The following is a 25,616-nucleotide window of genomic DNA, read 5'->3' as shown; positions in this document are numbered from 1 at the left end:
CGAAAATCACATCACCCAAACCAGAAACGAAGAAAAAATCGCTGCCTAACCGCTAGGTAGCTCCACTACGTGTCCACGATTTGCGGGCAACCCCAATCGCCGATAGTTTCGTGGCAAGCTAGAAGGTATGAGTTATACCGATAAGTTCCTTGATTTTCTGGCGGCCTCGCCGTCGTCGTACCACGCCGCGCATGAGGTAGCGCGCCAGCTGCAAGAATCTGGCTTCCAGATTCAGGATGAGCGCGAGGATTGGTCGGCCGCACCTGGCGGGCACGTCATGGTCCGCGGCGGCGCGGTTACCGCGTGGTACGTGCCGGAAGGCGCCGATAAGAACTCCGGTTTCCGCATCGTTGGCTCGCATACTGATTCGCCGGGCCTGGCGCTTAAGCCCACGCCCGATTTTTCTGCTGCGGGCTGGCAGCAGGTCGCGGTAGAAATCTACGGCGGCGCCTTGCTGCACACGTGGTTTGACCGCGAACTTACCGTCGCCGGCCAGGTTGTGACCACGGATGGGCGCCAGCACCTGGTGAATACGGGGCCAGTCCTGCGGCTTCCTTCGCTGGCTATCCACTTGTACCGCAAGGATGAGTTCAAGCCGGACCGCCAAAAGCACATGCAGCCGGTGCTGACGGTGGGCGATGAAGAGGCGTCGATCCTGCAGGTGGTGGGGGAGCAGGCGGGCATCGCTGAGCAGGATATTGCTTCCTTCAACCTGATTACGGCCGATGCCGCCCGGGGTGCCGTCTTTGGCGCGGGCGAAAAGTTCATCGCGGCTGGCCGCATGGATAACCTGTCCTCGGTGCACGCCTCGCTGGAGGCTATGCAACGTGCTGCGCAGGACTATGACGGCTCCGATATTTTGGTCATGATGGCCTTTGACCACGAGGAAGTGGGCTCGAGCTCCCGCTATGGTGCCGCCGGGCCGATCCTGCAGGATGTGCTGACTCGCACCGCCCGCGCGCTGGGGGCCAATGAAGAGGAGCGCTTCCAGATGTTCGCGCGTTCTAGCTGCGTGTCTGCCGATGCCGCGCATTCGGTGCACCCCAATTACGCGGATAAGCACGACCCCACCCACCAGCCGATCATTGGGCAGGGCCCAGTGACCAAGATCAACGGCAACCAGCGCTACGCCTCCGATGCCCAGACGATTGCGCTGTGGGAGACCGCGTGTGCCAAGGCTGGGGTTCCGGTGCAGCGTTTCGTGGGCAATAACGATGTGCCGTGTGGCTCGACCATCGGGCCTATTACCGCAACGCGGCTGGGTATCGACACCGTCGACGTGGGCGTTCCGATGCTTTCGATGCACTCCGCGCGCGAGATGGTGGGCGAGCAGGACCAAATATGGCTCTCGCGGGCTCTTGAGGCATACTTGAAGGGTTAGTACCCACAACCTCGAGGAGTTTTGCGGCATGGCTTATTCTGGCCCCTTTTCCTATGGCGACCGCGTGCAGCTGACGGACGCCAAGCGGCGCCACTACACGGTCATTTTGAAAGAAGGAGGCCAGTTCCATTCCCATAAAGGCATAATCAACCACGATGACATCGTGGGGATGGATGAAGGTTCCGTCATCGAGTCCACCTTGGGCTCGTCCTTCCTGCTCTTCCGCCACCTCATGGTGGATCACGTCCTCTCGATGCCGCGGGGCGCCGCCGTTATTTATCCCAAGGACGCCGCGCAAATCTTGGTCGAGGGCGATATTTTCATGGGCGCCCGCGTGCTGGAGGCTGGTGCGGGCTCCGGCGCCTTGTCGATGTCCCTCCTGCGCGCCGTGGGCCCCGAAGGCCACGTCTATTCCTACGAGATCCGCGACGATCACTTGGAGTACGCGGTCGATAACGTCGAGGAATACTTTGGCGCCCGCCCCGAGTGGTGGTCGCCGCGCCTAGGCGATCTAGGCGATGTTACCGCTGAGGACCTCGGCGGCCCGGTCGACCGCATCATCTTGGACATGCTTGAGCCCTGGGAGAACCTGGAGACCGTGCGCGATCTGCTGATCCCCGGCGGCGTATTCATGACCTATGTGGCAACGGTCCCGCAGCTGATGAAGGTCATGGAGGGCATCCGCGAGCTGCAATGCTTTACCGAGCCGAAGGCGTGGGAATCCCTCGTGCGCGAATGGAAGGTAGAAGGCCTAGCCACCCGCCCGGAGCACCGCATGAACGCGCATACCGCATTCCTTATTTGGACCAGGCGGCTTGCCGATGGCGTCACCCCGCCGCGCCCCCAGCGCCGCGCCCGCAAATAAGGTGCACAGTTTTAAGTACACGGGTGTAATTAATTACTAAAGTGGCCTCGCTCATAGCTGCTCGCACGTTAAAGTGGTGTGCATGGATGAAGCCACGGATAATAAGCGGCAACTCAGCCAGCTTGCTGCGCGCAACCAAAAGCTGGTGGAGCTATTACAGAAATCGCGCGCCGAGCTCGAGCAGTTATTTGCTGAGGTCAATGCGCTTGCAGAGCCCGCCTCTACATATGGGGTCTTTTTGGCCTACTCGCCGCACCAAAGCGAGGTAGGCACCACCGCGGAGGTCTATACCAACGGCCGCGTCATGCAGCTCAAGGTCTCTCCCAACGTGGAGCCGGGCAGCCTGCAGGTGGGCCAACAGGTCCGGCTGGGCGATGGCTTCGTGGTCGTCGAAGGCTGCGCTCCTACGAGGACTGGCGAGCTTGCCACCGTGGTCGAGCGCTTGGACCAGCGCCGCGCCGTCGTGGCTAATTCTGCGGGGGATAACCGCGTTGTTCTGCTCGCACAGGCGCTGCAAGAAAGCGTGCGCGCGGGCGAGGTAGTACTGCTGGATACAAAGGCTTCCGTGGCCGTGGAAAAGGTCGATCAAGCAGAGGTTTCCCAGCTTTCGCTGGAAGAGGTACCCGATGTGCGCTACGAGGACATCGGCGGTCTGGATGAGCAAATTTCGCAGATCCGCGATTCCGTCGAGCTACCCTTTGTCCACCCCGAGCTCTACCGCCAATATGGCCTGCAACCGCCCAAGGGCGTGTTGCTTTATGGCCCGCCCGGCTGCGGAAAGACGCTCATTGCCAAGGCGGTGGCAAACTCCTTGTCTACCCAGATGGGCGGAGACGGCTCCAGCTACTTCCTTAACGTCAAGGGCCCAGAGCTGCTGAATAAGTACGTCGGTGAGACCGAACGCCGCATTCGGTTGATTTTTGAGCGCGCACGCGAGCTCGCACAAGCCAGCGCGGATCGCCCCGTGGTCATCTTCTTTGATGAGATGGAATCTATCTTCCGCACCCGCGGATCAGGGGTCTCATCCGATATGGAAACCACCGTCGTGCCGCAGTTGCTCACGGAACTCGATGGAGTGGAGGGCCTGAGCAATGTGGTCATCATCGGCGCCACCAACCGGGAAGAGCTCATTGACCCCGCGATCATGCGCCCGGGCCGGCTGGATATGAAGGTGCGCATCAATCGCCCCACCAAGCGCGGCGCGCGCGAGATCTTCGCCCGCCATTTCGATCCGTCCATTCCGCATGTGGGTGATATTGACGAGCTCATTGGCGATGCCGTGGATGAGCTGTATAGCGATAGGCCGTTTGCACAGCTGCACTTTAGCAATGGGCAGCGCCAGGTCCTGCACTACCGGGATTTCGTCTCTGGCGCGATGATCGCCAATATCCTGGCCCGGGCAAAGAAGCTGGCCATCAAGGAGGCGTTATCGCACCACGGTGCGCAGCGCGCCGCGGAGGAAGGCGATGGGGGCGTTAAAGGGGGCATCGGCAAGCAGCATCTGCGCACCGCCATCGCCGCCGAGCAGGAAGAATCGGAATACATGCCAACCTCGACCAACCCCGAGGAATGGAGCAAGATCGTTTCCGCGGATCACGGCGGATCGCGTGTGACCAGTGTGGAACTTTTGAGTGGAAGGAGCTGTACGTGGCCCGTGTGCTAGGAACGGAAACGGAATACGGTATTTCTACTCCGGATTCGCCGGAGCATTCCCCAATCATTACCTCGACCCATGCGGTGGTGGCCTATGCTGCGCTGTATACGGGCGCGCGTTCGCGCTGGGATTTTGCGGAAGAGCACCCCTTGCGGGACTCGCGCGGTTTTGATCTCAAGCGCTACGATACGGTGCCCGTGGTAGACCCCAATGCGGTTGGTGTGGCCAATGTTGTCACCCCGAGCGGGGCGCGGTTCTATGTGGACCATGCCCACCCCGAATATTCCGCTCCGGAGTGCACGAATGCTTGGGACGCGACGCTCTATGACGCCGCCGGCGATCACACGTTGCTGCAGGCCCGGGATGCTGTGGCGGAGCTGACGGCACAGGGAAACTCCGTCTTGGCGGACCGGCAGCCGTGCCCGCCGCTGCGGTTGTACAAGAATAACGTCGATGGCAAGGGCGCCAGCTACGGTTCGCATGAGAACTATCAGTATGCTCGCAGCACCGATTTTTCGGTCATGGCCCAGGCGCTGATTCCCTTCTTCGTGGCCCGGCAGGTCGTCATTGGTGCTGGGCGCATGGGGCGCGGGGAGTTTGGAGAGGAACCGGGGTTCCAGATTTCCCAGCGCGCGGATTATATTGAGCAGGAAATCTCCCTGGAAACCACCCTCAACCGCGGCATTATCAATACCCGCGACGAGCCCCATGCCATCCACGATGACTTCGGCCGCCTGCACGTCATCATCGGCGATGCGAATATGTCGCAGACCTCGACGCTGCTGAAATTGGGCATGACCTCGCTGGTGCTCGATGCCATTGAGGCGGGCACGGACTTTAGCGACCTGCGCTTGGCCGATGCCGTCGCGGAGGTCCCCCTGGTAAGCCGCGACCTTGAATTGCGCCACCGGCTCACGCTTGCCGATGGCCGCACGCTCACCGCCCTCGAGCTGCTCGCCGAATACCGTCGCCGCCTGCAGCCGGAGACTTCCGCCGACCACAAGGTGCTGGCGGCCTGGGACGAGGCAGTAGAGCTGCTTGCCGATGACCCCCTCAAGGCCGCCCACCTCCTAGATTGGGTGGCCAAGTACCGGTTGATCAAGAGCTACCTCGACCGCGGCATCGCCCCAGATGATCCCAAGCTGCGCCTGATCGACCTGCAATACGCGGAAATCGATCCCGAGAAGTCGCTGCACCATGCGCTGGTGCGCAAGGGGCAGATGCGCCAGCTCTTTACCGCTGAAGACCTACACCACGCTGCGGCCGAGCCGCCCGCCGACACCCGAGCATATTTCCGCGGGCGCATAACGCAGAAATTCGGCGAAGACATCATCGCCGCCAGTTGGCAAAGCCTCACCCTGCGCCGTGGTGCTACGGACGGGCGCTCCCGCAATGGCGTCTGGGCCACCGTGGCCATGGATGATACCCGCGGCCTTACCCGCGCGGACTGCGAAGGCATTATCGAGGGCGCCAGCAGCGTAGAGGAGTTACTTGAAGGGCTTGCTGCCATCGGCATCCAGCCCGAGTATCGTAAGTAATGATCACCTAATATGACGAAAGGATGACACCGTGTCCACTTCGAATCGCCAGGTTTCTAGCAATAATGGGGGAAATGGCCCCGAGTCAGAGGAAGAATTTACCGCTACCCAGCTCAATATCAACACCTCTGGCACCGATGATCTCTTGGATGAGATCGATGGCCTGCTAGAAAATAACGCGGAAGAATTCGTCCGCTCGTACGTCCAAAAGGGCGGACAGTAGGCGTGGAATCCACCCGTCCCGTTTTTGCCCGGCGGATCATGGGCATCGAAACCGAGTACGGCCTGTCCACCGCGACGCCGAAGAGCCAGCGGGCATTAAGTCCGGATGAGGTTGCGCGCGTGCTCTTTCGGCCGATCGTGGAAAAGTACGCCTCGTCCAATATCTTTGCCATCAATGCCAGCCGCCTGTACCTCGACGTCGGCTCGCACCCTGAGGTAGCCACCGCCGAATGCGATAGCCTCAGCCAGCTCATCGCCCATGAATGCGCCGGTGACCGCGTGATGAACCGCCTAGCCCTGCAGGCAGAAGACGCTTTGGCTGAAGAAGGAAACGAGCGCGCGGTCTACCTTTTTAAGAACAACGTCGATTCCGCCGGGCACTCCTTTGGCTGCCACGAGAATTACCTCATTAGCCGGCACATGGTGCTCAAAGACCTGGGCGTGGCGCTCTTGCCGTTCTTGATTACCCGCCAACTTATCTGCGGGGCGGGAATGGTACAGCCTGCCAAGGGCGATCACCCCGCGCAATTCCTCTTATCCCAGCGCGCCGATCAGGTATGGGAGGGCGTATCGTCCGCGACCACCCGTTCCCGGCCCATCATCAATACCCGCGATGAGCCGCATGGGGATTCCAAGCGCTTCCGCCGCATGCACATCATCGTCGGCGATTCCAATATGGCAGAGCCCACCATCGCACTAAAGGTCGGCTCCACCCTGCTCATGTTAGAGATGCTGGAGGCAGGCTTCGAGCTACCCGAGCTCGAGATCGCAGATCCAATCCACCACATTCGCTCCATTGCGCGCGATGTGACCGGCTCAACACCGTTGCCGCTTGTTAGCGGGGGAACCATTACAGCCTTGGAGGTCCAGCAGCAGCTTTGCGCGCGGGCCCGCGATTGGCTTGCTCACCGCGAAGACGCCGGCACGCCCACGGCGGAATTGGAGCGCGTCGTTGACCTGTGGGAGCGCATCCTGCGCGCCATCGAGACCGGAGATTTCTCCGGCGTGAACCGCGAGATTGATTGGGTGATCAAGCTCGAGCTGCTCGAGCGCTACCGCTCCCGTTTGGGCGGTGACTGGGCGCATCCGAAGCTGACGCAGGTTGATATGACCTATCACGATATCCGGCCAAGGCGAGGACTGTACGACGTGCTGCTTCGCCGCGGAATGATTGAGCGTTGGATTGAAGATGAAGACATCGAGCGTGCGGTAACCAGCGCACCGCCGACTACGCGCGCGGCGCTGCGCGGAAAGTTCCTTGCTGCGGCCGAAGAATGCGGCGCGCACGTGACCGTGGATTGGACGCGGCTGAAGGTCAACCGCCCAGAACCGCGCACCGAGGAACTGCTCGATCCCTTCGCGTCCACAGATCCGCGCGTTGAGGCATTGCTAGACTATATGCACGATAATCACGCCTAGGGCGTGCACATTGAGCACTGGGGAGAGTAGACAACGTGGTGGCATCACGATCCACGCCGAGCCGGCAGGATGCGGCGGTAGAAAGGCTCACCAACCTATCCTTTGCGCTGCAAGGAGTGGCGAATTCGGGTGGTTCACCGGACCGCTCTGCAGCCTGGATCCGCAGCCACGTCGCAGGCTATAGCGATAAATCCGACGAGGCTTTTACCAAGGCGCTGGCACGCGATATCGCCACCTTGCAACGCGCCGGAGTCCCCATCGTGCACACCGGTGGGGAAGACGGGGCCTCATACCGCCTCGACCAAAGCAATTATCAGCTCCCGCCGGTGGAATTTTCACCGGAAGAAGCGATGGTGCTTGGCATCGCAGGGGGAGTGGGAACCCCTGGTGGATTGAGCGATTTCTCCCTGTCCGGGTGGACCAAGATCGCCGCCTCGGGCGCTTCTCGCAACCTGGAGGGCGCGCCCGTCTATACCGCGGTCAATGACATCACCCGCCTTGCCCCCGAGGTCATCACCTTCGTCCTCGCCGCCGTGCGAAATAAAGTCCGCATTACCTTTGCCTACCGCCCCCACCCGGCAGCAGAGACCGTGCGCCGGACCATGGATCCCTGGGGAGTGGTCAACCACCAGAGCCGCATTTATATCGTTGGCTTTGATGTGGACCGCGCCGCCCCGCGCGTCTTCCGGGCCTTAAGGCTTTCCGATATCAAAAGGTCCCACCAGCCGGCTGAGTATATCGAGCCGACGGTGGACATCGACAAGCTCGTCAAAGAAGCACTACAACGCGGCGAAAAGGTGGACGCGACCCTGCATATCCCTGAAGGTCAAGCCCAAGAGCTAGAAAGCGCGGGGGAGCGCACCGCCGAAGGCACCGTAGTGCTGACCGGGGTCCAAAAAGATTGGTTGGTGCGCACCGCAGCGGGCTATGCCCCAGAAGTAAAAGTGCTCGATCCCCCTGAGGTGCGCACTGACATCATTAACCTATTGCGCACAGCCGCCAACCACAACGGAGCTGAGTAAACCAATGGCCGATGGATCTCATAAACTGCAGGCGCTCGTCCGGTCGCTCAACCTCATCCCATATTTTCAAAACCATCCGGATAAAACCCCGATGGAGGCAGCCGCGGATTTGGGGATGGACCCAGGAGAGCTCAAAGATGCCGTGGACCGGCTATTTTGCTCTGGGACCGGCCGCAATACCGAGGAGCTCATCGATCTCTCTTTCAGTTACCGCGATGGGGTCACCATCTACAACGACCAAGGTCTCGGACAAGCATTGCGGCTTACCCCAACCGAGGCCGGCGCACTCCTGCTTACCCTAGAATCCCTCGAGGCTATGCCCGGGCTGCTGGATGCCAGAGCGATTAAGTCGGCCGCGGAAAAATTGCGCTCCATTATGGATGAGCGCACGCTGAGCATTTATGACACATTATCGACGGTGGACCCGCAAGAATTCGATATCCAGGCAACCTTAAACCGCGGGCTCAATGAAAAACGGCGCATCCGGATGCGCTATTGGAGTGCTTCATCTAATAAGGAAACCGAGCGCCTAGTTGATCCGGCCCGGATCTTCATCGTGGATGCGGAGCCTTATCTCGCGGCGTGGGAGGAAGAAAAGCAGGGGCACAGGACCTTCCGCATCGACCGCATCAAGCATGCCGAATTGACCGAGGAAACCGCTCATCCGCGTCTCAAGGAGTTGGATTTCGACGCTGCGGCACCCTTTAATTTAGGTACGGCGGATTCCGTGGAATTAGCCATCCGCGAAGAATTCACCTGGTTGGCAGAATACTACGACATGCAACTAGGAAAACGCCTAGAAAACGGCACCATAGCTGCGACAATGCAGGTGGGTTCGGTAGATTGGGTGGTTCGTTTCGCCCTCGGTCAGGCAGATAGGTTACGCGTTATAGCCCCGCAATCTATCGTGAATCTCATTGCGGAACGCGGGAATGCCGCGTTGAAGGGCTATACTTAATTTTCAGTTACTGCACGCACATGCGTCTTACACGTGCCCCGCGACTATTCCCCGCGAAGGGAGCGCCCGCGGCGGCTACCCGGCGCAGGCAAAGAAGAACCGAAAGAGGATCTTATGACCTTAGGACCATTGGAAATCGGCCTGATTGTTCTTGTCATCATCTTGCTATTTGGCGCGAAGAAATTGCCCGATCTTGCTCGTTCCATGGGCCGTTCGATGCGCATTTTCAAATCCGAGGTCAATGAAATGCAATCGGAGGACTCCAAGCGCTCTGAGGCGCAAGCTCAATTGAGCCAGAAGCGCCAGCAGTCCGATGAGGAGTTCTGGAACCGCCCGGATATGCAACCTGGCCACCAGCAGGGAAACTCTTCCTCTCAGAATTAACGCCTGCCAGCTAAAAAGGCGAACACGCTCTGCCTATGCACTCGTCGGCCGTGTCGGAGACCGGCCCTCAGAAATCGAGTGGGCAGGGTAGTGTTCGCTCTTGTGCGTTGAAAGAGCCAAATTGATGTCCTCACAGTCCCACCCTGCCGGCGAACCAGGAACCCGCGTGCGCCGCAAGCGGCGAGGTTTTTCACGCAAGCCCAAGAACCCTACGGGCGAGATGACCTTGGTGCAGCACCTGCAAGAGCTGCGGCGAAGGATCATCATCTCCTTGCTGGCCTTGGTCATCGGCGCGATCATCGGTTTCATTTGGTACCAGCAGGCGCCCTTCCGGATTCCGCCGCTGGGAGAAATCCTGCGCGAACCGTATTGCTCTTTGCCGGAAGATAAGCGGGCCAATTTCAATAACGACGGCGAGTGTCGGTTGCTTGCCACCAGCCCCTTCGAGATGCTGATTTTGCGCCTGAAGGTCGGCACCTTGGCAGGCACGGTGCTTTCATCCCCGGTCTGGCTCTACCAGGTGTGGGCATTCATCGTCCCTGGGCTGCATAAGAATGAGCGCCGCTATACCTTAAGCTTCGTCGCTGTGGCCGTCTTCCTGTTCTTGGTGGGCGCCATCTTGGCCTACTTCATCTTGTCCGTGGGCCTAGAATTCCTCATCGGCATCGGCGCCGAGTATCAAACAGCAGCATTAACCGGTGAGCGATACTTCTACTTCCTCTTGGCGCTCTTGCTCATCTTCGGCATCAGCTTCGAGATTCCGCTGTTGATCGTCTCGCTCAACCTTATTGGCGTCTTGGAATATAACCACGTCAAGGACAAGCGCCGCATTATCATCGTCGCCGTGATGATCTTCGCCGCCTTCGTGACTCCGGGCCAAGATCCCTTCACGATGGTGGTCTTGTCCGCCTGCCTCTTATTGCTTATTGAGATTGCATTCCAGTTCTGCCGCGTTCACGATAAACGTCAGAACCGTGAGCGCCCTGCATGGATGGATCTCGATGATGAATCCGCGTCCGCGCTTGATGAGGGCCCCACGGGCGTAGGCGGGCCCGCGCCTGTCGATGCCCCCTCGGGAGTGTATGCCTCGCCAAAGCCCGCGGCACCTAGTGCGTCATCGCAGATGGTCCGCGGGGAAAAGGGGGCATCGGATAGCGCTTCGCAACAGGCTGAGTATCGCAAGGGGCCGCACCGGCCTACCGATGCAGGCGGCTTTTTCGACGATGTGCTTTAAGCACGGGTAGCCTTGTGAGATATGACTGAAACTCACCTGGATACCTTCGCCGCCGGCCTCCCATACCCCTTGGATGAGTTCCAGGTGCAGGGGTGTGAGGCGGTAGAAAATGGCCAAGGGGTGCTCGTTTGCGCCCCTACCGGCGCAGGTAAAACCGTCGTTGGCGAGTTCGCCGTGTCTTTGGCACTAAGCCGCGGCACGAAGTGCTTTTATACCACCCCGATTAAGGCGCTGAGCAACCAGAAATACCACGACCTCGTTGCTGAGCACGGCGATGATGCCGTTGGTCTGCTCACTGGCGATGTCTCTATCAACGCCGATGCCGAAATCGTCGTCATGACCACCGAGGTGCTGCGGAATATGATCTACGCGGATTCTCCCGCGCTGGATAGGCTTACCCACGTGGTCATGGATGAAATCCACTTCCTTGCAGATGCCTCCCGCGGTGCGGTCTGGGAGGAAGTCATCTTGAACTTGGCGGACCACGTATCCATCATTGGACTATCTGCCACCGTGTCCAATTCCGAGGAATTCGGTGAATGGCTCGCTACGGTCCGGGGTGATACCTCGGTCATTGTGACCGAACACCGTCCCGTTCCGCTCGATCAATGGATGATGTTGGGCCGCAAGATTTATCCGCTCTTTGAGCCGGAATCCGGCGGCCAGGTCAATTCTGAGTTAGAGCGCCGCATTCAGCGCTTGGAGGCAGGCGATAGCGATGATGGACGCGCGGACTATAAATCCGGCAAGGGTTTTCGCGCGAGGGCGCGCCACAAGGGCGGAGGGCGCAGCGAATTTCATGGTAAAGCGGGCGGGCGTTCTGGTTCCTCCCGGCCGCAAGATCGCTACCGCCCCTTAGGGCGCCCTGAGGTGCTCAAGGTGCTGCAATCGCAAGATATGCTGCCCGCGATTACCTTCATCTTTTCCCGCGCCGGTTGCGATGGCGCCCTCTATCAGTGCCTGCGCAGCAGGATGGTGCTGACGACGCAAGAGGAAGCAGAAGAGATCAAGGCCATCGTCGATGCCGGCGTCGAAGGCATCCCAGAGGAGGACTTGCAGGTCTTGGATTTCCGTCGGTGGCGCGAGGCGCTTTCGCGCGGTTTTGCCGCCCACCACGCAGGGATGCTCCCGGCGTTTCGCCACATCGTAGAAGATCTCTTCGTCCGCGGTTTGGTGCGCGCCGTATTCGCTACCGAAACCCTTGCCCTGGGCATTAATATGCCCGCTCGCACGGTGGTGCTTGAGAAGTTGATTAAGTTCAATGGCGAAGCGCACGTGGATCTCACGCCGGGCCAATACACGCAGCTAACCGGGCGTGCCGGCCGGCGCGGAATCGATACCCTGGGCAACGCGGTCGTGCAGTGGGCTCCTGCTATGGATCCGCGTTTTGTCGCCGGTTTGGCATCGACGCGCACGTATCCGCTCATTTCCACGTTTGCGCCGGGCTATAACATGGCCATTAACCTGCTGGGCATGCTCGGTTTTGAAGACTCGCTGCGGCTGCTAGAAAAGTCTTTTGCACAGTTCCAAGCCGATGGCTCCGTGGTGGAAGAAACTCGTGAACTTGAACGGGCGGAGCATCGCGTGCGCGAGTTGCGGGAGCAGCTTGACGATGCCGTCGCTGCCCTCGCACCACCAGCCAAGGACGGCGAGGATCCCGCCGAGGTGCTCATGGATTATATCCGGCTGCGCCGCGAGCTGACGGCAGAAGAAAAGCAATCCAAGGTTGATAAGGAACACCAACGCACCCAGGAAGTGGTCGCAGTGCTAGCCCGCCTGCAATTAGGTGACGTCATCGCGCTTGCCGGGAAGAAACGGCCCACCCTTGCCGCAGTGGTCACCCCGGCCAACCAGACTGAAGATCCACGCCCGTGGGTCACCACGGAATCCGGCTGGTCAGGGCGCATCGATGCCACCGGGATTAGCAATCCACCGATTCAGCTGGGCCGCATTAAGATCCCGAAGCCGGTACGGAAGAATCCGCGGCGCAATACCAAGTACATCCAGGATCTCTTCCGCCGCGAAAAGTTTGACCGCCCGAAGCGGATGAAGTCGAAGCCGCGCCTGCGGCCAAATAAGCGGGTAGGCGAGTTGCGCGATGCCATTCGCGAGCACCCTGCACACGAGTGGCCCGCCACCGATAGGGAGCAACTGGCTGGCGTGGCGCAGAAGTTGGCACGGCGCGAGCGCGACCTCGAAAAGCTGCAGGCCAAGGTGAATAAGGCGACCGATACGCTGGGCCGCACCTTTGAACGCATCGTGGATCTGCTCGCGGAGATGGACTATGTCGAGTCCTCTGGCGCGGGCAGCGATCGCACGCCGGTCATCACTGAGGAAGGCGAGCGCCTGGCCAAGATTCATAGCGAATCCGATCTGCTCGTTGCCCAGTGCTTGAAGCGCGGCATTTGGGATGAGCTGGATCCGGCGGAATTGGCCGGCGTTGCTTCCCTGTGCTGCTTTGAAAATAGGAAGGCCACTGGTGGCCAGCCGGAGGCAGCTACGGACCGCATGGCCGATGCCATGAATGCGACCTGGCGCATCTATACCGAGCTCAGCGCGGATGAACGGCGCCACCGCCTGCCCCCAACGCGCGAGCCGGAAGCCGGATTTGCGCTGGCGATTCACCAGTGGTCAGCGGGTGCGCCCTTGGGCTATTGCATGGCGGCGGCCAATGAAGCGGGCGCGGAGCTTACCCCCGGTGATTTCGTGCGGTGGTGCCGCCAAGTTGTGGACCTCCTGCAGCAAATCGCCAAAACTGGCTACGATGGCCAGATCCAGCGCAACGCGCGCCGCGCAATCGATGCCATCCAACGCGGGGTCGTCGCGATCGGGGCTTAAGCTAGCTCGTCCTACTGACTAGTAGACTGAGGGCATGACTACTCAGGCTTTTTCTCCCGAAGTATATTCCCGCCGGCTCGCGGCCGCACAAGAAGCGGCCGCCCAGCAGGGCATTGACCTTTTGCTGATTGGCACCGGCCCCGATTTCGCCTACTTGACCGGTTCGTGGGTATCGTCCCACGAGCGCCTGACGGTGCTGGCCGTTCCCCAAAGCGGCACGCCGTGGATCGTCTCGCCGAATACGGATATTACGGATATTAAATCGGCGCCCGTCGGCAAGCTCGATGTGGAGCTGCGCGGGTGGAATGACGGCGATAATCCCTACGAACTCGCCCTCCAGGGTGCTGCGTCGATCAAGAAGGTCGCGCTGGGCCAATCCCTGACGGCGGATCATATTTTGCAGTTCCAGGGGCTCGTATCTGATGCAGACTACGTTCTTGCCACCTACGCGCTCGCGGAGCTGTTTACCCGCAAGGACGAGGCGGAAATCGCGGAGCTGCGCAAGGCCGGCCAGGCCATCGACGCCGTGCATGCGCAGGTTCCCGAGCTCCTGCAGCCCGGCCGCACCGAGGCCGAGGTGGCCCATGAACTGGAAAAGCTCATCCTCAAAGAGCATTCCATCATTGACTTCGTCATCGTGGGTTCCGGCCCGAATGGCGCCAATCCGCACCACAGTTTCTCCGACCGGAAGCTGGCTGCGGGCGAGCCCGTCGTCGTGGATCTCGGAGGCACCTTGCCCTCCGGCTACCACTCCGATTGCACCCGCACCTACGTCGTAGGCAGCGATCTCAGCCAGGCGCCGCAGGACTTCCAGGATGCCTATGCGGTGCTTTACGATGCCCAAGCGGCCGCCCGTGCCGCCGCCAAGCCCGGCAGCACGGCCGAAGAAATCGACGGTGTTGCGAGGAAGGCTATTGCCGATGCCGGCTGGGGCGATAAATTCGTTCACCGCACCGGCCACGGAATTGGCCTTTCGACCCACGAGGAGCCCTTCATCATGGAGGGCAATGACCTGACGCTGGAAGAGGGCATGGCCTTTTCCATCGAGCCGGGCATTTACCTGGAGGGCCAGTGGGGCATGCGCCTCGAGGACATCGTGGTACTTACCAAGGATGGCTACGAGTCCCTCAACGTCGTTGAACGCGAAGTGCGCTAAGTGGCTGGCGTACTGATCTTGGGCGGGCGCAGCGATATCGGCGGCGAAATCGCCCAGCGCGTGGCCCGTGGCAACGACATCGTCCTCGCCGCGCGCGGGACGCATGGGCTTGAGGAGATTACCTCCCAGCTAAAGGCCGCTGGTGCGCGCAGCGTCCACCAGCTGTCCTTTGACGCGGAGGACTTTTCCCAGCACCGCCAAATCTTTGCCGAGGCCAAGGAACGCGTCGGCGCCATTGAACTTACCGTGGTCGCCTTTGGCATCCTGGGGGATCAAGATAGGGCGGACACCGATCCTGCCCACGCGGCACAGATCGCCACCATTGACTACACCGCCCAGGTCTCCGTGCTCACGGTGGCGGCGCAATCGATGCCGCGCGGCCATATCGTGGCCTTTTCCTCCATCGCTGGGTGGCGGGCCCGCCGCGCCAATTATGTCTACGGTTCCACCAAGGCTGGCCTGGATGCTTTTTGCCAGGGCCTCGCGGACAGGTTGCACGGCAGCGGGCTCGGGCTGATTACCGCGCGGCCCGGGTTCGTCATTGGATCCATGACCCAAGGAATGAAACCGGCCCCACTATCGGTGCGGCCAGGCGATGTCGCCGATGCCGTCGTCGCCTGCATAGATACCGATGACCGCCGCGGTCAGGCGCGCAGCCACACCCTGTGGATCCCAAAGGCGCTGCAAGCATTGGCATGGGTTATGCGGTTGGTGCCCCGACCCGTGTGGCGGCACATGCCGCGTTAGTCGGCCTCGCCGTCCCGCAACAGGGGCGAGTTGATGTCGAAGATGAAACCGCGCGGGGCGAGCACGCGGAGGACGACCTCGGCATCGCCCTCCGCGATGTCGTGAAAGACTAAGCCACCCCACGGGGTGACGGTGATGGCCACCTCGAGCTGGCCGATAAGCTGCGCGAACTGCGCCGGGATGGCGCCTTGGTGGACGCCCGCGCCAAGGTCGACCACGCCATCTGCCTGGTGCTCGTCCAGCCAGCCAATCGGCCCTGGTTCCGCGTTAAGCTCCGCGCCACTTGCCCCAGTGCCCTTCGTCTCGGTGCTTTGCGCACCGAGGCGTTGGAGGTGGGCTGCGGCATCGGCAAGCGAGAGGCCTGCGGAAGGGCTGTTGGTGGCGGGGGACTGGATGATATCCAAGGTGGCATCGTCAAGCAGCCGCATGCTGACCTGCGTGGCAGAAGCCGGGAGATCGTCGTCGGTAGTGGTAATCGCGAGCGACTCCAAGCCGGGCTGTTCGGTATACAGGTGCGTGGCCAGCTCGCGCGCGGCCTGCTTCGCCGCGGCAGAAAGGGGAGAGGCCAGCACGGGAATGTGGAAGCTCTGCAACTCTAATTTATCCAGCTCCGCCACAAGCTGGGCCTTGTCTGTAACTCCCCGCAACTCGATGGCGGAATTGGGGCGAATGTAGACGCTGCCATCGGCCCAGTGCGCCGCGCAATAACCCAAATGGATCCAATCATTGGGGCTGGTAAATCCGCCCACAACGTGCAGGCGCAGGCAAGTGCCGGACTCGGGGTGCTGGAAAAATTCGGGGTAATGCATAGCTTGCCAGTGTAGCCTGAGTGTTGCCAGCATATCGTCAGCAATCCTCGTTAAACTGGAAGCTATGCCGATTTTATATCTCGTCCTCTATATGCTGGCGGAAACCTTAGCGTTCTGGGCCGTCGCCGAGTGGATTGGCGTCTTTTGGGCGCTCATTGCCCTGTTCATCACGATGTTCTTTGGCATGTCCATCGCCGGCATTGAGGTGCGCCGGCTGATGGGTAAACAGGTAGAGCAGGCCGGTGACGGGACCTACTACGTGCGCGATGACAACGTAGGAAAAACCGCCGGCAACGTGGGCTTGACCTTGGCCGGTGGCATGTTGCTGTCCCTGCCTGGGTTCTTGACCAGTTTTCTGGGGATTCTGCTCATCTTCGCCCCAACGCGGTCGCTGTTTCGAAAGTTTATGGCCGTATCCATCTACCGCAAGGTGGAGAGGATGGGTGTGCGCATTTACGAGGCATCGCCCATGGCGCAACAGCACGATAGCTATGGCAACTTTGGTTCCTTTGGGCAAGCAGCGGGGCAATCCTTTGGCCAGTCCTCTGGTCAGAGCGACTCCCACGAGGTAATCGATGAGGAAGAGCTGCGCAACTGGTCCGAGAACCTGGATCCTGATGACTTCGGTCCCCGCGGAGGCGACGATAACTCACAGGGTGGAAAATAAGTGGCGGTATTTTTCGCCCGCCTCGTCATAGCGGGCATGTCTGGTGCGCTGACCTTTACCGCCGTTGAGCCGCGTGGCTGGTGGTGGGGCGCGATTATTGGCATCGCCCTGCTGTATGTGAGCCTGATGCCGTGGCGTGAGCGACAGGTTCGCGGGTCTACAAGTTCCCTTTTGGCGGTAACGCACGGCCTGGTCTTGTACCTGCTGAGCCTGCCCTGGATTGGCGAGTTGGTTGGGACCGTGCCCTATGCGGCGCTTGCTATCTGGCTTTCGGTATATGCGGTCCTTTTAGGTATCTTCGGGGCCGCTGTGGCGCGGTGGCGATACGGATTTTTGGTCTTTCCCTTCGTATACCTCGCCGTTGAGGTCCTGCGTTCCTCGGTGCCCTTTGGCGGTTTCCCTTGGGTCAAACTGGCGTGGGGACAAATTGAAGGGCCCCTAGCCAACCTCGCCCCGTGGGGTGGGACCTCGCTGATTACGGTGGCAACGGCATTGAGCGCTTGCGGCCTGGCCGGCTTGTTGCTGCGCGGCGGGCGGGTAAAGGTGGCCGCTGGCGCCGCACTTATCCTCCCGCTCATTGCGGGACTCGCGACTGGGCACGGCATCGATCCCTCAGATACCAAGGTTGGCGATACCAAGGTGGCGGCTATCCAAGGTAACGTGCCACGCAGCGGTTTAGATTTCGCCGGGCAACGGCGGGCGGTGCTGAATAACCACGTCCAGGAAACGGAGAAGCTAGCCCGCCGCGAAGACGATATAGATCTGGTGATCTGGCCGGAAAATTCTTCCGATATCGATCCTTTCCGCGACGGCGAGGCGGCCCAAGCCATTAGCGGGGCCGTCGATGCCATTGACGCGCCAGTGCTGGTTGGCACCGCCACCCGCGATGAGGTGGGCGCGCGCAATACCATGCAAGTCTTTACCCCTGGCCATGGTGTGGGCGATCACCACCATAAGAAGTATCTGCAGCCGTTTGGTGAGACAATGCCCATGCGGGATTTCTTTGCGCATTTCTCGGACTACGTCGACCTCGCCGGGGATTTCAAGGCAGGGGACGGGCCCGGTGTGGTCTCCATGAATTCCGTCGCGGTAGGTGTGGCGACCTGCTACGAGGTCTCCTTCGATAACGCCTTCCACGAGTCAGTCAAAAACGGTGCGAAGATTCTGACGACGCCAACCAATAACGCAACGTTCGGCTTTTCCGATATGACGTACCAGCAGCTGGCCATGAGCAGGCTGCGCGCTCTTGAAACCGACCGCGCCGTCGTGGTTGCAGCCACCTCCGGGGTCTCCGCACTCGTGCACCCAGACGGCAGCGTAAGCCAATCCACGGAGCTCTTTGAGCCCGCGGCACTGGTAGAAAGCCTGCCGCTGAAATCCGGTGAAACGTTTTCGGTGCGCTACGGTTCGCTCATGCAGTGGCTGATGGTTATTATTGGTACCGTCTGCGCACTCATTGCCGTGCGTACCAACCGATTGGGTCGTACACCTCGCGGTGTCGGCGCTAAAGAAAAGTAGGAGCATTAATTACTGTGAGCACTCTTGATTCTGCGACGCTGGTGAGCACTCTTGATTCTGCGACGCTGGTTATCATCCCAACGTATAACGAGATTGAAAACCTTCCCTTGATTACCGGCCGCGTCCGCGAGGCGCTGCCAGAGGTTCACATCCTCGTTGTGGATGATAATTCCCCCGACGGCACCGGCGAGAAGGCCGACGCTTTCGCAGCAGAAGATGACCACATTCACGTGCTGCACCGCGAGGGCAAGGGCGGCCTTTTGGGCGCTTATATCGCCGGCTTCGAGTGGGGCTTGGAGCGCGATTACCAGGTCCTTTGTGAGATGGATGCTGATGGCTCCCACGCCCCAGAGCAGCTGCACTTGCTGCTGGAGGAGATTGACAAGGGCGCGGACCTCGTCATCGGTTCCCGCTACGTGCCAGGCGGCGAGACCGTTAACTGGCCGGCATCCCGCGAGTACCTGTCCCGCTTGGGCAACCTCTACATCTCCTTCGCGCTCGGCACCGACCTGTCCGATATGACCGCAGGCTACCGCGCCTTCCGCCGCGAGCTCTTGGAAGACATCGACTTTGATGAGCTCTCCAAGGCCGGCTACATCTTCCAGGTGGACTTGGCCTTCCGCGCGGTCAAGGCTGGATACGATATCCGCGAGGTGCCCATCACCTTCACCGAGCGCGAGTACGGCGAATCCAAGCTGGATGGTTCCTTTGTCAAGGACTCCCTCTTCGAGGTAACCAAGTGGGGAGTGGCCCACCGTGCGGAGCAGGTGAAGGATTTCGCCGGCGAGGTGTCCAAGCTGGCGGACCACGAGGTCAAATACGGCTCCGTTCACAATGCCGGCCAGAAGGCCCGCAACGGTGTAGGTTGGGCCACCAATTTGGCCAATGAGCTGGGCTACTTGGTCAAGCACCAGGTGGGCCAGCTGACCAAGAAGAAATAATCTAGGCAGCATTTAAGCCCGTACCCCGTGCCAAAATGGCAGTCAGGGTACGGGCTTAAATTAATTCCGCTTGAGCCTTTAAGACTTCTTCTGCTGTTCCTGCTCCTTGAGGAGGCGAGCAGCGGTCCGACGGCGGGAGCGCAGGTGGTTAATGCGCTCTTCCAAAAGCTCATCGAGCTCCTCGATGGAGCGACGCTCCCGCAGCATATCCCAGTGGGTACGCGGTGGCTTGATGGGCTTAGCTTCCACGCCTTCACCCTCTACGAGGTGGCCCAGTTTGCCATTCTTGCACATCCATTCTTCAGGGATTTCTGCCTCATGTGCAAAGGGCACCTCATAAATCTCACCATCGTCCGTGCGGTATTTCACCATCTGGCGCGGTGCGAGGTCGTGGTCGCGGTCAGTTTCGTAGCTGACTGCACCCATACGGCTGCCACGGAGTACGCGATCTGCCATGCAACATCATCCTTTTCAAAGAGATCCCTGATTGACGGCGATAGTTTCGCCTAAGAGCTATTTATTATAACGAACACCCATGCAGTATTGTTCCCAGCCCGCCGTTTAATGGACTAAAGTGTATCGAGTGATCCGTACAGCTAGTCGTGAAAGCAATGTCGGTTCCTGCCAATGGTGTGGAAAGGATATTGACCAAGGCGGTAGGGGACGACCACGTAAGTTTTGCAGCGCCTCGTGCAAACAGCGTGCTTATGAACAAAGAAACAATGTTAGTGGCACGGATATTCCTGCCGATGCAGTAATCTTAAGCCCAGATAAAGTGCAAGGTTTGCGCGACGGCCTTTTTGAATTGCGGTGCTCCGCAGAAGACATTCAAACCGCCGCAGAAGAAGGCGCGAGCGCGGAAGAGCTTTCCAGTCTGTGTGAGGAGCTTATTTCGCTGGCTCGGCGTTTAGAAGGACTTCGATAGTAGATGAAAAATCTTTTTTATAACCGGAAACTCGTCGTTTCCATCTTCGTGGTTTTAATCCTCGTGCTTACCGCCGTAGCGATCGGCCCGATTGTGTACTCGCTTTTCAAAAGCGGCGGCGTCAAGACGGAGCCCGTGACTGCCGATGGCGCCAAGGCAGCCTCAACGCCGCTCGACGGTTCCTGGTCCGTGGCCAAGGGGCGCGCCGATAACCACACCTCGGTGGGCTTTACCTTCGACGAGGTGTTGCCCGCGGAAAGGACGTCCACCTCCGGATCGACCACGGAAGTCACCGGTCAGGCGGAGATTTCCGATTCCACGCTGGAATCCGCCACCATCACGGTGAATATGGATGCGCTCACCACGGACAAGAAGGTCCGCGACCAAAACATGAAGTCCAAGCTCTTTAAGACCTCAGACTTCCCAGAGTCTTCCTTCACGCTTACCAAGCCCGCCTCGCTTGCCGATGTCCCCGAAGACGGCACCATCGGCTCCGTCAAGCTCACCGGTGACCTCACGATCAAGGACAAGACGCAGGAAATCACCCACGAGTTCGATGTCTTGCGTGACGGTGACGATATCGTCATTGGCGGCGACGTTCCGATTAACCGCCTGGACTACAACGTGGAGACGCCTGACATGCTGGCGGCCAAGGTCGCTGAAGATGGCGAGATCAACCTGCGCATCTCCCTGAACAAGGACTAGACCATGAATTCTCGACGCTTAATTTCCGTGCTGTGGTTCCGCCTCGTAGTCGTCATAGCTTTCTCGATTTTCGTTGCGGTCCAACAGATGTGGATTGTCACTGCGATTGCAGCATTGCTGGCGGTATTAACCATCTGGCAGCTATGGAGTGCCTATAAAAACCAATAGAGGACCAAGGCTTTACCCCTTTGATTAACGTCACCGTGACTAAAAGTAGGGGTATAAGTGGCCTCAACGCAGCGGCAGGAAAGTCCCATTATCGGCGCCCACACGCACAATCGGGCGTTTGGGCCGTCGGGAGGTTCGCCGGACACCCTAGGCAAGCCCAAGCGGATTCGAAAGGCCGGCTCGCCTTAGGCACTCAAAGGCGACTCGGCCAAGTCTGGGCCAGCTTAACCACGGAACCTGCAAGCCTTAGCACGCCGCATCCAAAACAAAGATTGCGGTCAAAGCTCCGTACCGAACCGCGAATACGGCAGGCGGGATCGCACGCAATCCAAACAAGCGCAAGCCGCCCGCAGCTTTACCTACAGATCCCCATAATTGTCCGATAATGTATATTATGTCATTTTATATCCGTGGAAGTCCCTCCCATCGTGCCGAGGCCCGTCAGTCAAGAATGTTCAAGCCACTCACAGCGCAGTATGTTCCAAATTGACAAATAGTGCCCTCCGAACGGCCCAAATCGGATCACTATTTGCAAAAACGCATCACACCATGCCAACGCGTCACGCCAGCAAGCCACGCCGGCACACGACACCAAACGTGCACCGCCGAAAGCCAACACATATGCTGGAGCTCATGACTATTCAACGCGTTGTTAAAAAGCCTTCCCGCGCCGCCCTGTTCCTGGTCTTGGACATTGCGGAAGGCGGCGAGCAAGCCACTCGGGACATGCTCTCCGCATTTGGCGATACCTTCAAGTCCGTCAATTTCCGCCACAATGAGGGCGAGCTTTATACGGTCGTCGGCATCGGTGCGTCTATGTGGCCGCGCCTTACCAGCGCTCCCCGCCCGGACAAGCTCAAGGAGTTCGAGCCGCTGGAGGGTACGTACAAGGCTCCCTCTACGCCCGGCGATATCCTGCTGCATTTCCGCGCGAATACGTATGACCTTTGCCACGAGATGGCGCGCCAGGTCCTGCGCCAGCTGGGCGATGCCGCCACCGTGGTCGATGAGACCCAGGGATTCAAGTATCTGGACCAGCGCGATCTCCTGGGCTTTGTGGATGGCACCGCCAATCCCCTCCCCGAGGAAGCTTTAGAGACGGTACTGCTTTCCGATGACGCCGATTATCCCCGCGGCTCCTACGTCACCGTGCAAAAGTACACCCATGACCTAGATAAGTGGAGCGGCATCAGCACCGAAGAGCAAGAACGCGTTATCGGGCGCACCAAGGCCGATGACGTGGAGCTCGATGAGGATGCGCAGCCCTCCAATTCCCACGTGGCCCTCAATGACCTTGAGGAGGATATCTACCGCGAGAACATGGTCTTCGGTTCCTTTGCCGCAGGTGAGATGGGCACGTACTTCATTGGATATGCCAAAGACCCAGAAGATATCAACGAACGTTTGCGCAATATGTTTATCGGCGATCCTGAGGGAAATTACGACCGGATCCTGGACTTCTCCACGGCCCTGACCGGTACGAACTTTTTCGTCCCGAGCGTTGACCTGCTAGACGAATTCGACGAGCTTCCGCACTAAAAAGCAATAAAAATCCTAACGGCGCCCGCCGCGATTGCGGTGGGTTAGGCCAAATTGGACGGAATCGATCATCCCGAGCGTCATGAGCGCCTCGCGAAGTGCGAATTGGAAGGTCCATAACCTGCGGAAAACCGGATCAAAGCCGGCAGCGGCGGCCTCGCGAAGGTGCCCATCAAAAAAGGATCGCTGCTGGCGCAGGGACTCAATATAGTGGCTGCCCACGTGCGTCTCGGACACGATGCGCAGGTGAGAGTTCTTATCCACGAGCCGGTGCACATCCATAGTCAGCGGGTAGTCGAGGCCTGGCCAAATATAGGCCCGCATGGCCTGCAACGATGCTCGGGCAGCATCCGACATGGATTCGGTGGCCACGATGGATTGAAAAGCCGCCCGCCCGTTTGCGGTAAGGAAGCGATCGAGGACTCGGATATAGGCCTTGCGCTCGCGCGGGCTCAATTGCTCGAATTTTTCCACGCTGATAATCGCGTCGTAGTGCCCGCGCCACTGCTTGGGGCTCGGAACGGAATCCGGAATCCGCTCTACGTGGATAGAGTCTTCCGTTCCGGCAAAGACAAGCGCCTCGCGCATCTGGGTGATTTGTTCGACATCGCTGGTCAGGACGTCGACTGTGGCGCGGCGTTTGGTAGCGCGTATCGCGGCCTGCATCCCGGCAGCGGGATAGACCAGAAGGTGGGTACCGGCGCCGGTGCGGGTGGCATCGAGAAGCCAATCTGCCGCCCTGCGCTGCGCCTCTCCCAAGTCATCTCGGTCCACGTTGGTGGGCTCGCTGACCGTGGTGACATCGACAAAGTGGCTCTTCGGCTCCCTGCCGCCGGCCTTTGGGCTAAAGCTTTCGACCGTTTCCCGGATCGTCGTCGGCACGCCGCTGGAGAAAATCCCGCCAACGTGGCTGAGGCCATCGCCGGCATAGAGGCGCACCAAGTCGAGTGGCAGCTCCCCTGGCTCGGAATCGCGGACGCTTACTCCCTGCGGCTTTGGGAGGTATCCCACCTGCAGGAGCTTGCCCAAAACTTTTACCAATTGGGCGGAGGATTCGACGGTCCACTCGCCTGCCATGTAGCTTTCGGCAAAACCTAACCATCCGGTAGCGGCGATTCGCTCGAAGAGCGCATCGTGGCCCACCTCTAAATCGGGACCGCCCGCTGCATCGAGTTCCAGTTCCAAGCCGGCATTATCGCAGGCCTTGGCAAATTCCGCCTCGGCCCGGCGGGATTTTAGCGTCGCCCAGCGCTGCGATGGCACGGTCGCGATATTGGGCCATGCCTCCGCGTCGATGGAGCGTAAATGCTCGGGGGTGGAAAAACTCATGGTTTGGGGAGCGCTCCTGGGTGCAAGGGGTCACGGTGTGGGCTTATTTTAGCCAGTTTCTGAGCGGTTTCGGTCAAGACGCTCCGCAGGAAAGTAAACCCGAAACGCATCTAAATGGGTATCAAGTATGCACGTTATGTGACGAGCGTTTACACTATACGGGTACTTAAATTAAGCTTTCTCGAGGAAGGTCGCATTAATTCCATGACTGATACCCCTTATCGTCCAAACGGAAGCCGTCACCACGTTGTCGTGGTTGGCGGTGGATTCGGCGGTCTTAACACTGTGAAGAAGTTGAAGAACGCCGATGTTGAGATCACCCTCATCGATAAGAAGAACCACCACCTGTTCCAGCCGATGCTCTACCAGGTGGCAACCGGCATGATTTCCGCAGGTGAGGTTGCTCCCTCGACCCGCCAGCTGCTGCGCAACCAGGATAATGTGGACTTTGTCAACGGCAACGTGACCGACATTAACCTGGAGGACCAGACGGTTACGGCCGAGCTCGATGACTTTTCGCGCACCTACTCCTATGATTCCCTTGTCGTCGCCGCTGGTTCCAGCCAGTCGTACTTTGGCAATGACCACTTTGCGGAGTTTGCCCCTGGCATGAAGACCCTGGATGATGCCTTGGAGCTGCGTTCCCGCATCATTTCGGCCTTCGAAAAGGCTGAGCTTACCGATGACCCCGCAGAGCGCGAGCGCCTCCTCACCTTCATCATCGTCGGCGCCGGCCCGACCGGTGTGGAGCTCACCGGCCAGATCGCGGAGTTGGCTAACCGCACGCTAAGCGATGTCTATTCCACCTACGGCACCTCCGCCGCCAAGATTTACCTGCTTGACGGCGCGCCACAGGTGCTCCCGCCGTTTGGCAAGCGCCTGGGCCGCCGCGCCCAGCGCACCCTGGAGAAGGAAGGCGTCAACGTTCGCCTGAACGCCATGGTCACCGATGTCAACGAAGACTCCGTGACATACAAGAACATGAAGACCGATGAAGAGGTCACCCTCGAGGGCGCGACCAAGATCTGGTCCGCCGGTGTTGCCGCTTCCCCGCTGGGCAAGATGGTCGCTGACCAGGCCGGCGTCGAGGCTGACCGCGCCGGCCGCGTGTCCGTCAACGATGACATGACCGTTGGTGACTTCAACAACGTCTACATCATCGGTGACATGATGTCTCTGAACCGCCTGCCGGGCTTGGCACAGGTGGCCATCCAGGGCGGCGAGCACGTCGCCAAGCTCATCGAGACCAAGGTGGACGAGGAATCCACGGCCGATGAAAAGGAACCTTTCGAGTACTTCGACAAGGGATCCATGGCCATCGTCACCCGCTTCAATGCCGTCGTGAAGCTGGGCAAGACCGAGTTCTCCGGCTTCCCAGGCTGGTTGGCGTGGTTGGCCCTGCACCTGACCTACGTCATTGGCCTGCGCAGCCGCTTGGCCGTACTGGTCAACTGGGCGGCTAATATCCTCTCCCGCAACCGCGGTAACTTGGAGATTACTACCCAGCAGCGCATCGCCCGCAACCTCATCGACGAGGCAGAAGAAGAGAACTAAACTTTCTTCGGCACCGGCCGCCGTCCCACTACCCCACTTTCGG

The 25,616-nt window shown here is 59.7% G+C and carries 24 protein-coding genes; 21 read left to right on the top strand and 3 right to left on the bottom strand.

Annotated features, from left to right (window positions below):
• Positions 1–127 precede the first annotated feature (127 nt).
• From HMPREF1267_RS06770 to HMPREF1267_RS06710, 13 genes are all read left to right on the top strand, one after another.
• Positions 128–1,381: a M18 family aminopeptidase gene (locus tag HMPREF1267_RS06770; protein WP_023017495.1), complete on the top strand. Its 1,254-nt coding sequence runs from the start codon at positions 128–130 to the stop codon at positions 1,379–1,381.
• 28 nt (positions 1,382–1,409) lie between these two features.
• On the top strand, positions 1,410–2,246 hold the full coding sequence (locus tag HMPREF1267_RS06765; protein WP_005279195.1) for a tRNA (adenine-N1)-methyltransferase: 837 nt from the start codon (positions 1,410–1,412) through the stop codon (positions 2,244–2,246).
• 82 nt (positions 2,247–2,328) lie between these two features.
• Entirely contained in the window at positions 2,329–3,909 is a 1,581-nt protein-coding gene (gene arc / locus HMPREF1267_RS06760) for a proteasome ATPase (RefSeq protein WP_023017496.1), read from the top strand.
• Complete coding sequence (dop, locus tag HMPREF1267_RS06755) at positions 3,894–5,438, top strand: depupylase/deamidase Dop (RefSeq protein ID WP_005279199.1); 1,545 nt, start codon at positions 3,894–3,896, stop codon at positions 5,436–5,438. The genes arc and dop overlap by 16 nt, the downstream gene beginning before the upstream one ends.
• 31 nt (positions 5,439–5,469) lie before the next feature.
• Positions 5,470–5,661 (top strand): ubiquitin-like protein Pup, encoded by a 192-nt coding sequence (locus HMPREF1267_RS06750; protein ID WP_005279201.1) that lies wholly within the window; start codon positions 5,470–5,472, stop codon positions 5,659–5,661.
• Positions 5,662–5,699: 38 nt separating this feature from the next.
• Complete coding sequence (gene pafA / locus HMPREF1267_RS06745; protein WP_042404059.1) at positions 5,700–7,079, top strand: Pup--protein ligase; 1,380 nt, start codon at positions 5,700–5,702, stop codon at positions 7,077–7,079.
• A gap of 35 nt (positions 7,080–7,114) precedes the next feature.
• A complete protein-coding gene (locus HMPREF1267_RS06740; RefSeq protein ID WP_023028813.1) occupies positions 7,115–8,101 on the top strand; it encodes a YafY family protein in 987 nt (328 codons plus the stop codon).
• Between the two features lie 4 nt (positions 8,102–8,105).
• The gene (locus HMPREF1267_RS06735) at positions 8,106–9,059 is read left to right on the top strand and encodes a YafY family protein (protein WP_023017499.1); all 954 of its coding nucleotides are present in this window, start codon (positions 8,106–8,108) and stop codon (positions 9,057–9,059) included.
• 114 nt (positions 9,060–9,173) lie between these two features.
• On the top strand, positions 9,174–9,443 hold the full coding sequence (gene tatA, locus HMPREF1267_RS06730; protein ID WP_005279210.1) for a Sec-independent protein translocase subunit TatA: 270 nt from the start codon (positions 9,174–9,176) through the stop codon (positions 9,441–9,443).
• Positions 9,444–9,567: 124 nt separating this feature from the next.
• Complete coding sequence (gene tatC / locus HMPREF1267_RS06725; RefSeq protein ID WP_369707511.1) at positions 9,568–10,677, top strand: twin-arginine translocase subunit TatC; 1,110 nt, start codon at positions 9,568–9,570, stop codon at positions 10,675–10,677.
• A gap of 21 nt (positions 10,678–10,698) precedes the next feature.
• Entirely contained in the window at positions 10,699–13,515 is a 2,817-nt protein-coding gene (locus HMPREF1267_RS06720; protein ID WP_023017501.1) for an RNA helicase, read from the top strand.
• 34 nt (positions 13,516–13,549) lie between these two features.
• Positions 13,550–14,671, top strand: a complete 1,122-nt coding sequence (locus HMPREF1267_RS06715) for a Xaa-Pro peptidase family protein (protein ID WP_023017502.1) — start codon at positions 13,550–13,552, stop codon at positions 14,669–14,671.
• Positions 14,672–15,418 (top strand): SDR family oxidoreductase, encoded by a 747-nt coding sequence (locus HMPREF1267_RS06710; RefSeq protein WP_023028812.1) that lies wholly within the window; start codon positions 14,672–14,674, stop codon positions 15,416–15,418.
• On the opposite strand, the gene HMPREF1267_RS06705 is transcribed toward HMPREF1267_RS06710, so the two are convergent.
• Positions 15,415–16,227, bottom strand: a complete 813-nt coding sequence (locus tag HMPREF1267_RS06705; RefSeq protein ID WP_232215122.1) for a precorrin-3B synthase — start codon at positions 16,225–16,227, stop codon at positions 15,415–15,417. The two genes, HMPREF1267_RS06710 and HMPREF1267_RS06705, sit on opposite strands and share 4 nt — an antisense overlap.
• A 64-nt stretch (positions 16,228–16,291) precedes the next feature.
• On the opposite strand from HMPREF1267_RS06705, the gene HMPREF1267_RS06700 reads away from it, so the two are divergent.
• From HMPREF1267_RS06700 to HMPREF1267_RS06690, 3 genes are read left to right on the top strand one after another with little or no spacing between them, the layout of a single operon-like run.
• Positions 16,292–16,894 carry an FxsA family protein gene (locus HMPREF1267_RS06700; protein WP_023028810.1) on the top strand — a complete coding sequence of 201 codons (603 nt, stop codon included), beginning with the start codon at positions 16,292–16,294 and terminating at the stop codon, positions 16,892–16,894.
• The gene (gene lnt / locus HMPREF1267_RS06695; protein WP_023028809.1) at positions 16,895–18,412 is read left to right on the top strand and encodes an apolipoprotein N-acyltransferase; all 1,518 of its coding nucleotides are present in this window, start codon (positions 16,895–16,897) and stop codon (positions 18,410–18,412) included.
• Between the two features lie 41 nt (positions 18,413–18,453).
• Positions 18,454–19,353 carry a polyprenol monophosphomannose synthase gene (locus HMPREF1267_RS06690; RefSeq protein ID WP_034667320.1) on the top strand — a complete coding sequence of 300 codons (900 nt, stop codon included), beginning with the start codon at positions 18,454–18,456 and terminating at the stop codon, positions 19,351–19,353.
• Between the two features lie 78 nt (positions 19,354–19,431).
• On the opposite strand, the gene HMPREF1267_RS06685 is transcribed toward HMPREF1267_RS06690, so the two are convergent.
• Positions 19,432–19,809: an RNA polymerase-binding protein RbpA gene (locus HMPREF1267_RS06685; RefSeq protein ID WP_005279221.1), complete on the bottom strand. Its 378-nt coding sequence runs from the start codon at positions 19,807–19,809 to the stop codon at positions 19,432–19,434.
• Positions 19,810–19,936: 127 nt separating this feature from the next.
• Here HMPREF1267_RS06685 and HMPREF1267_RS12735 point away from each other — a divergent pair, with 127 nt between their 5' ends.
• From HMPREF1267_RS12735 to HMPREF1267_RS06665, 4 genes are all read left to right on the top strand, one after another.
• Positions 19,937–20,278: a hypothetical protein gene (locus HMPREF1267_RS12735; RefSeq protein ID WP_042403724.1), complete on the top strand. Its 342-nt coding sequence runs from the start codon at positions 19,937–19,939 to the stop codon at positions 20,276–20,278.
• Between the two features lie 3 nt (positions 20,279–20,281).
• On the top strand, positions 20,282–20,983 hold the full coding sequence (locus tag HMPREF1267_RS06675; RefSeq protein ID WP_023028807.1) for a YceI family protein: 702 nt from the start codon (positions 20,282–20,284) through the stop codon (positions 20,981–20,983).
• Positions 20,984–20,986: 3 nt separating this feature from the next.
• On the top strand, positions 20,987–21,151 hold the full coding sequence (locus HMPREF1267_RS13155) for a hypothetical protein (RefSeq protein ID WP_023028806.1): 165 nt from the start codon (positions 20,987–20,989) through the stop codon (positions 21,149–21,151).
• Positions 21,152–21,784: 633 nt separating this feature from the next.
• On the top strand, positions 21,785–22,690 hold the full coding sequence (locus HMPREF1267_RS06665) for a Dyp-type peroxidase (protein WP_023028805.1): 906 nt from the start codon (positions 21,785–21,787) through the stop codon (positions 22,688–22,690).
• A gap of 15 nt (positions 22,691–22,705) precedes the next feature.
• On the opposite strand, the gene HMPREF1267_RS06660 is transcribed toward HMPREF1267_RS06665, so the two are convergent.
• Positions 22,706–24,019, bottom strand: a complete 1,314-nt coding sequence (locus HMPREF1267_RS06660; RefSeq protein ID WP_023028804.1) for a class I SAM-dependent methyltransferase — start codon at positions 24,017–24,019, stop codon at positions 22,706–22,708.
• Positions 24,020–24,223: 204 nt separating this feature from the next.
• Here HMPREF1267_RS06660 and HMPREF1267_RS06655 point away from each other — a divergent pair, with 204 nt between their 5' ends.
• Positions 24,224–25,573 (top strand): NAD(P)/FAD-dependent oxidoreductase, encoded by a 1,350-nt coding sequence (locus HMPREF1267_RS06655; protein ID WP_023028803.1) that lies wholly within the window; start codon positions 24,224–24,226, stop codon positions 25,571–25,573.
• Positions 25,574–25,616: the final 43 nt, after the last annotated feature.

The sequence above is a fragment of the Corynebacterium sp. KPL1824 genome, from assembly GCF_000478095.1.
GTDB lineage: Bacteria > Actinomycetota > Actinomycetes > Mycobacteriales > Mycobacteriaceae > Corynebacterium > Corynebacterium accolens.
The sequence above is the reverse complement of the archived record's forward strand: the minus strand, read 5'-3'. Positions and strand labels throughout refer to the sequence as shown.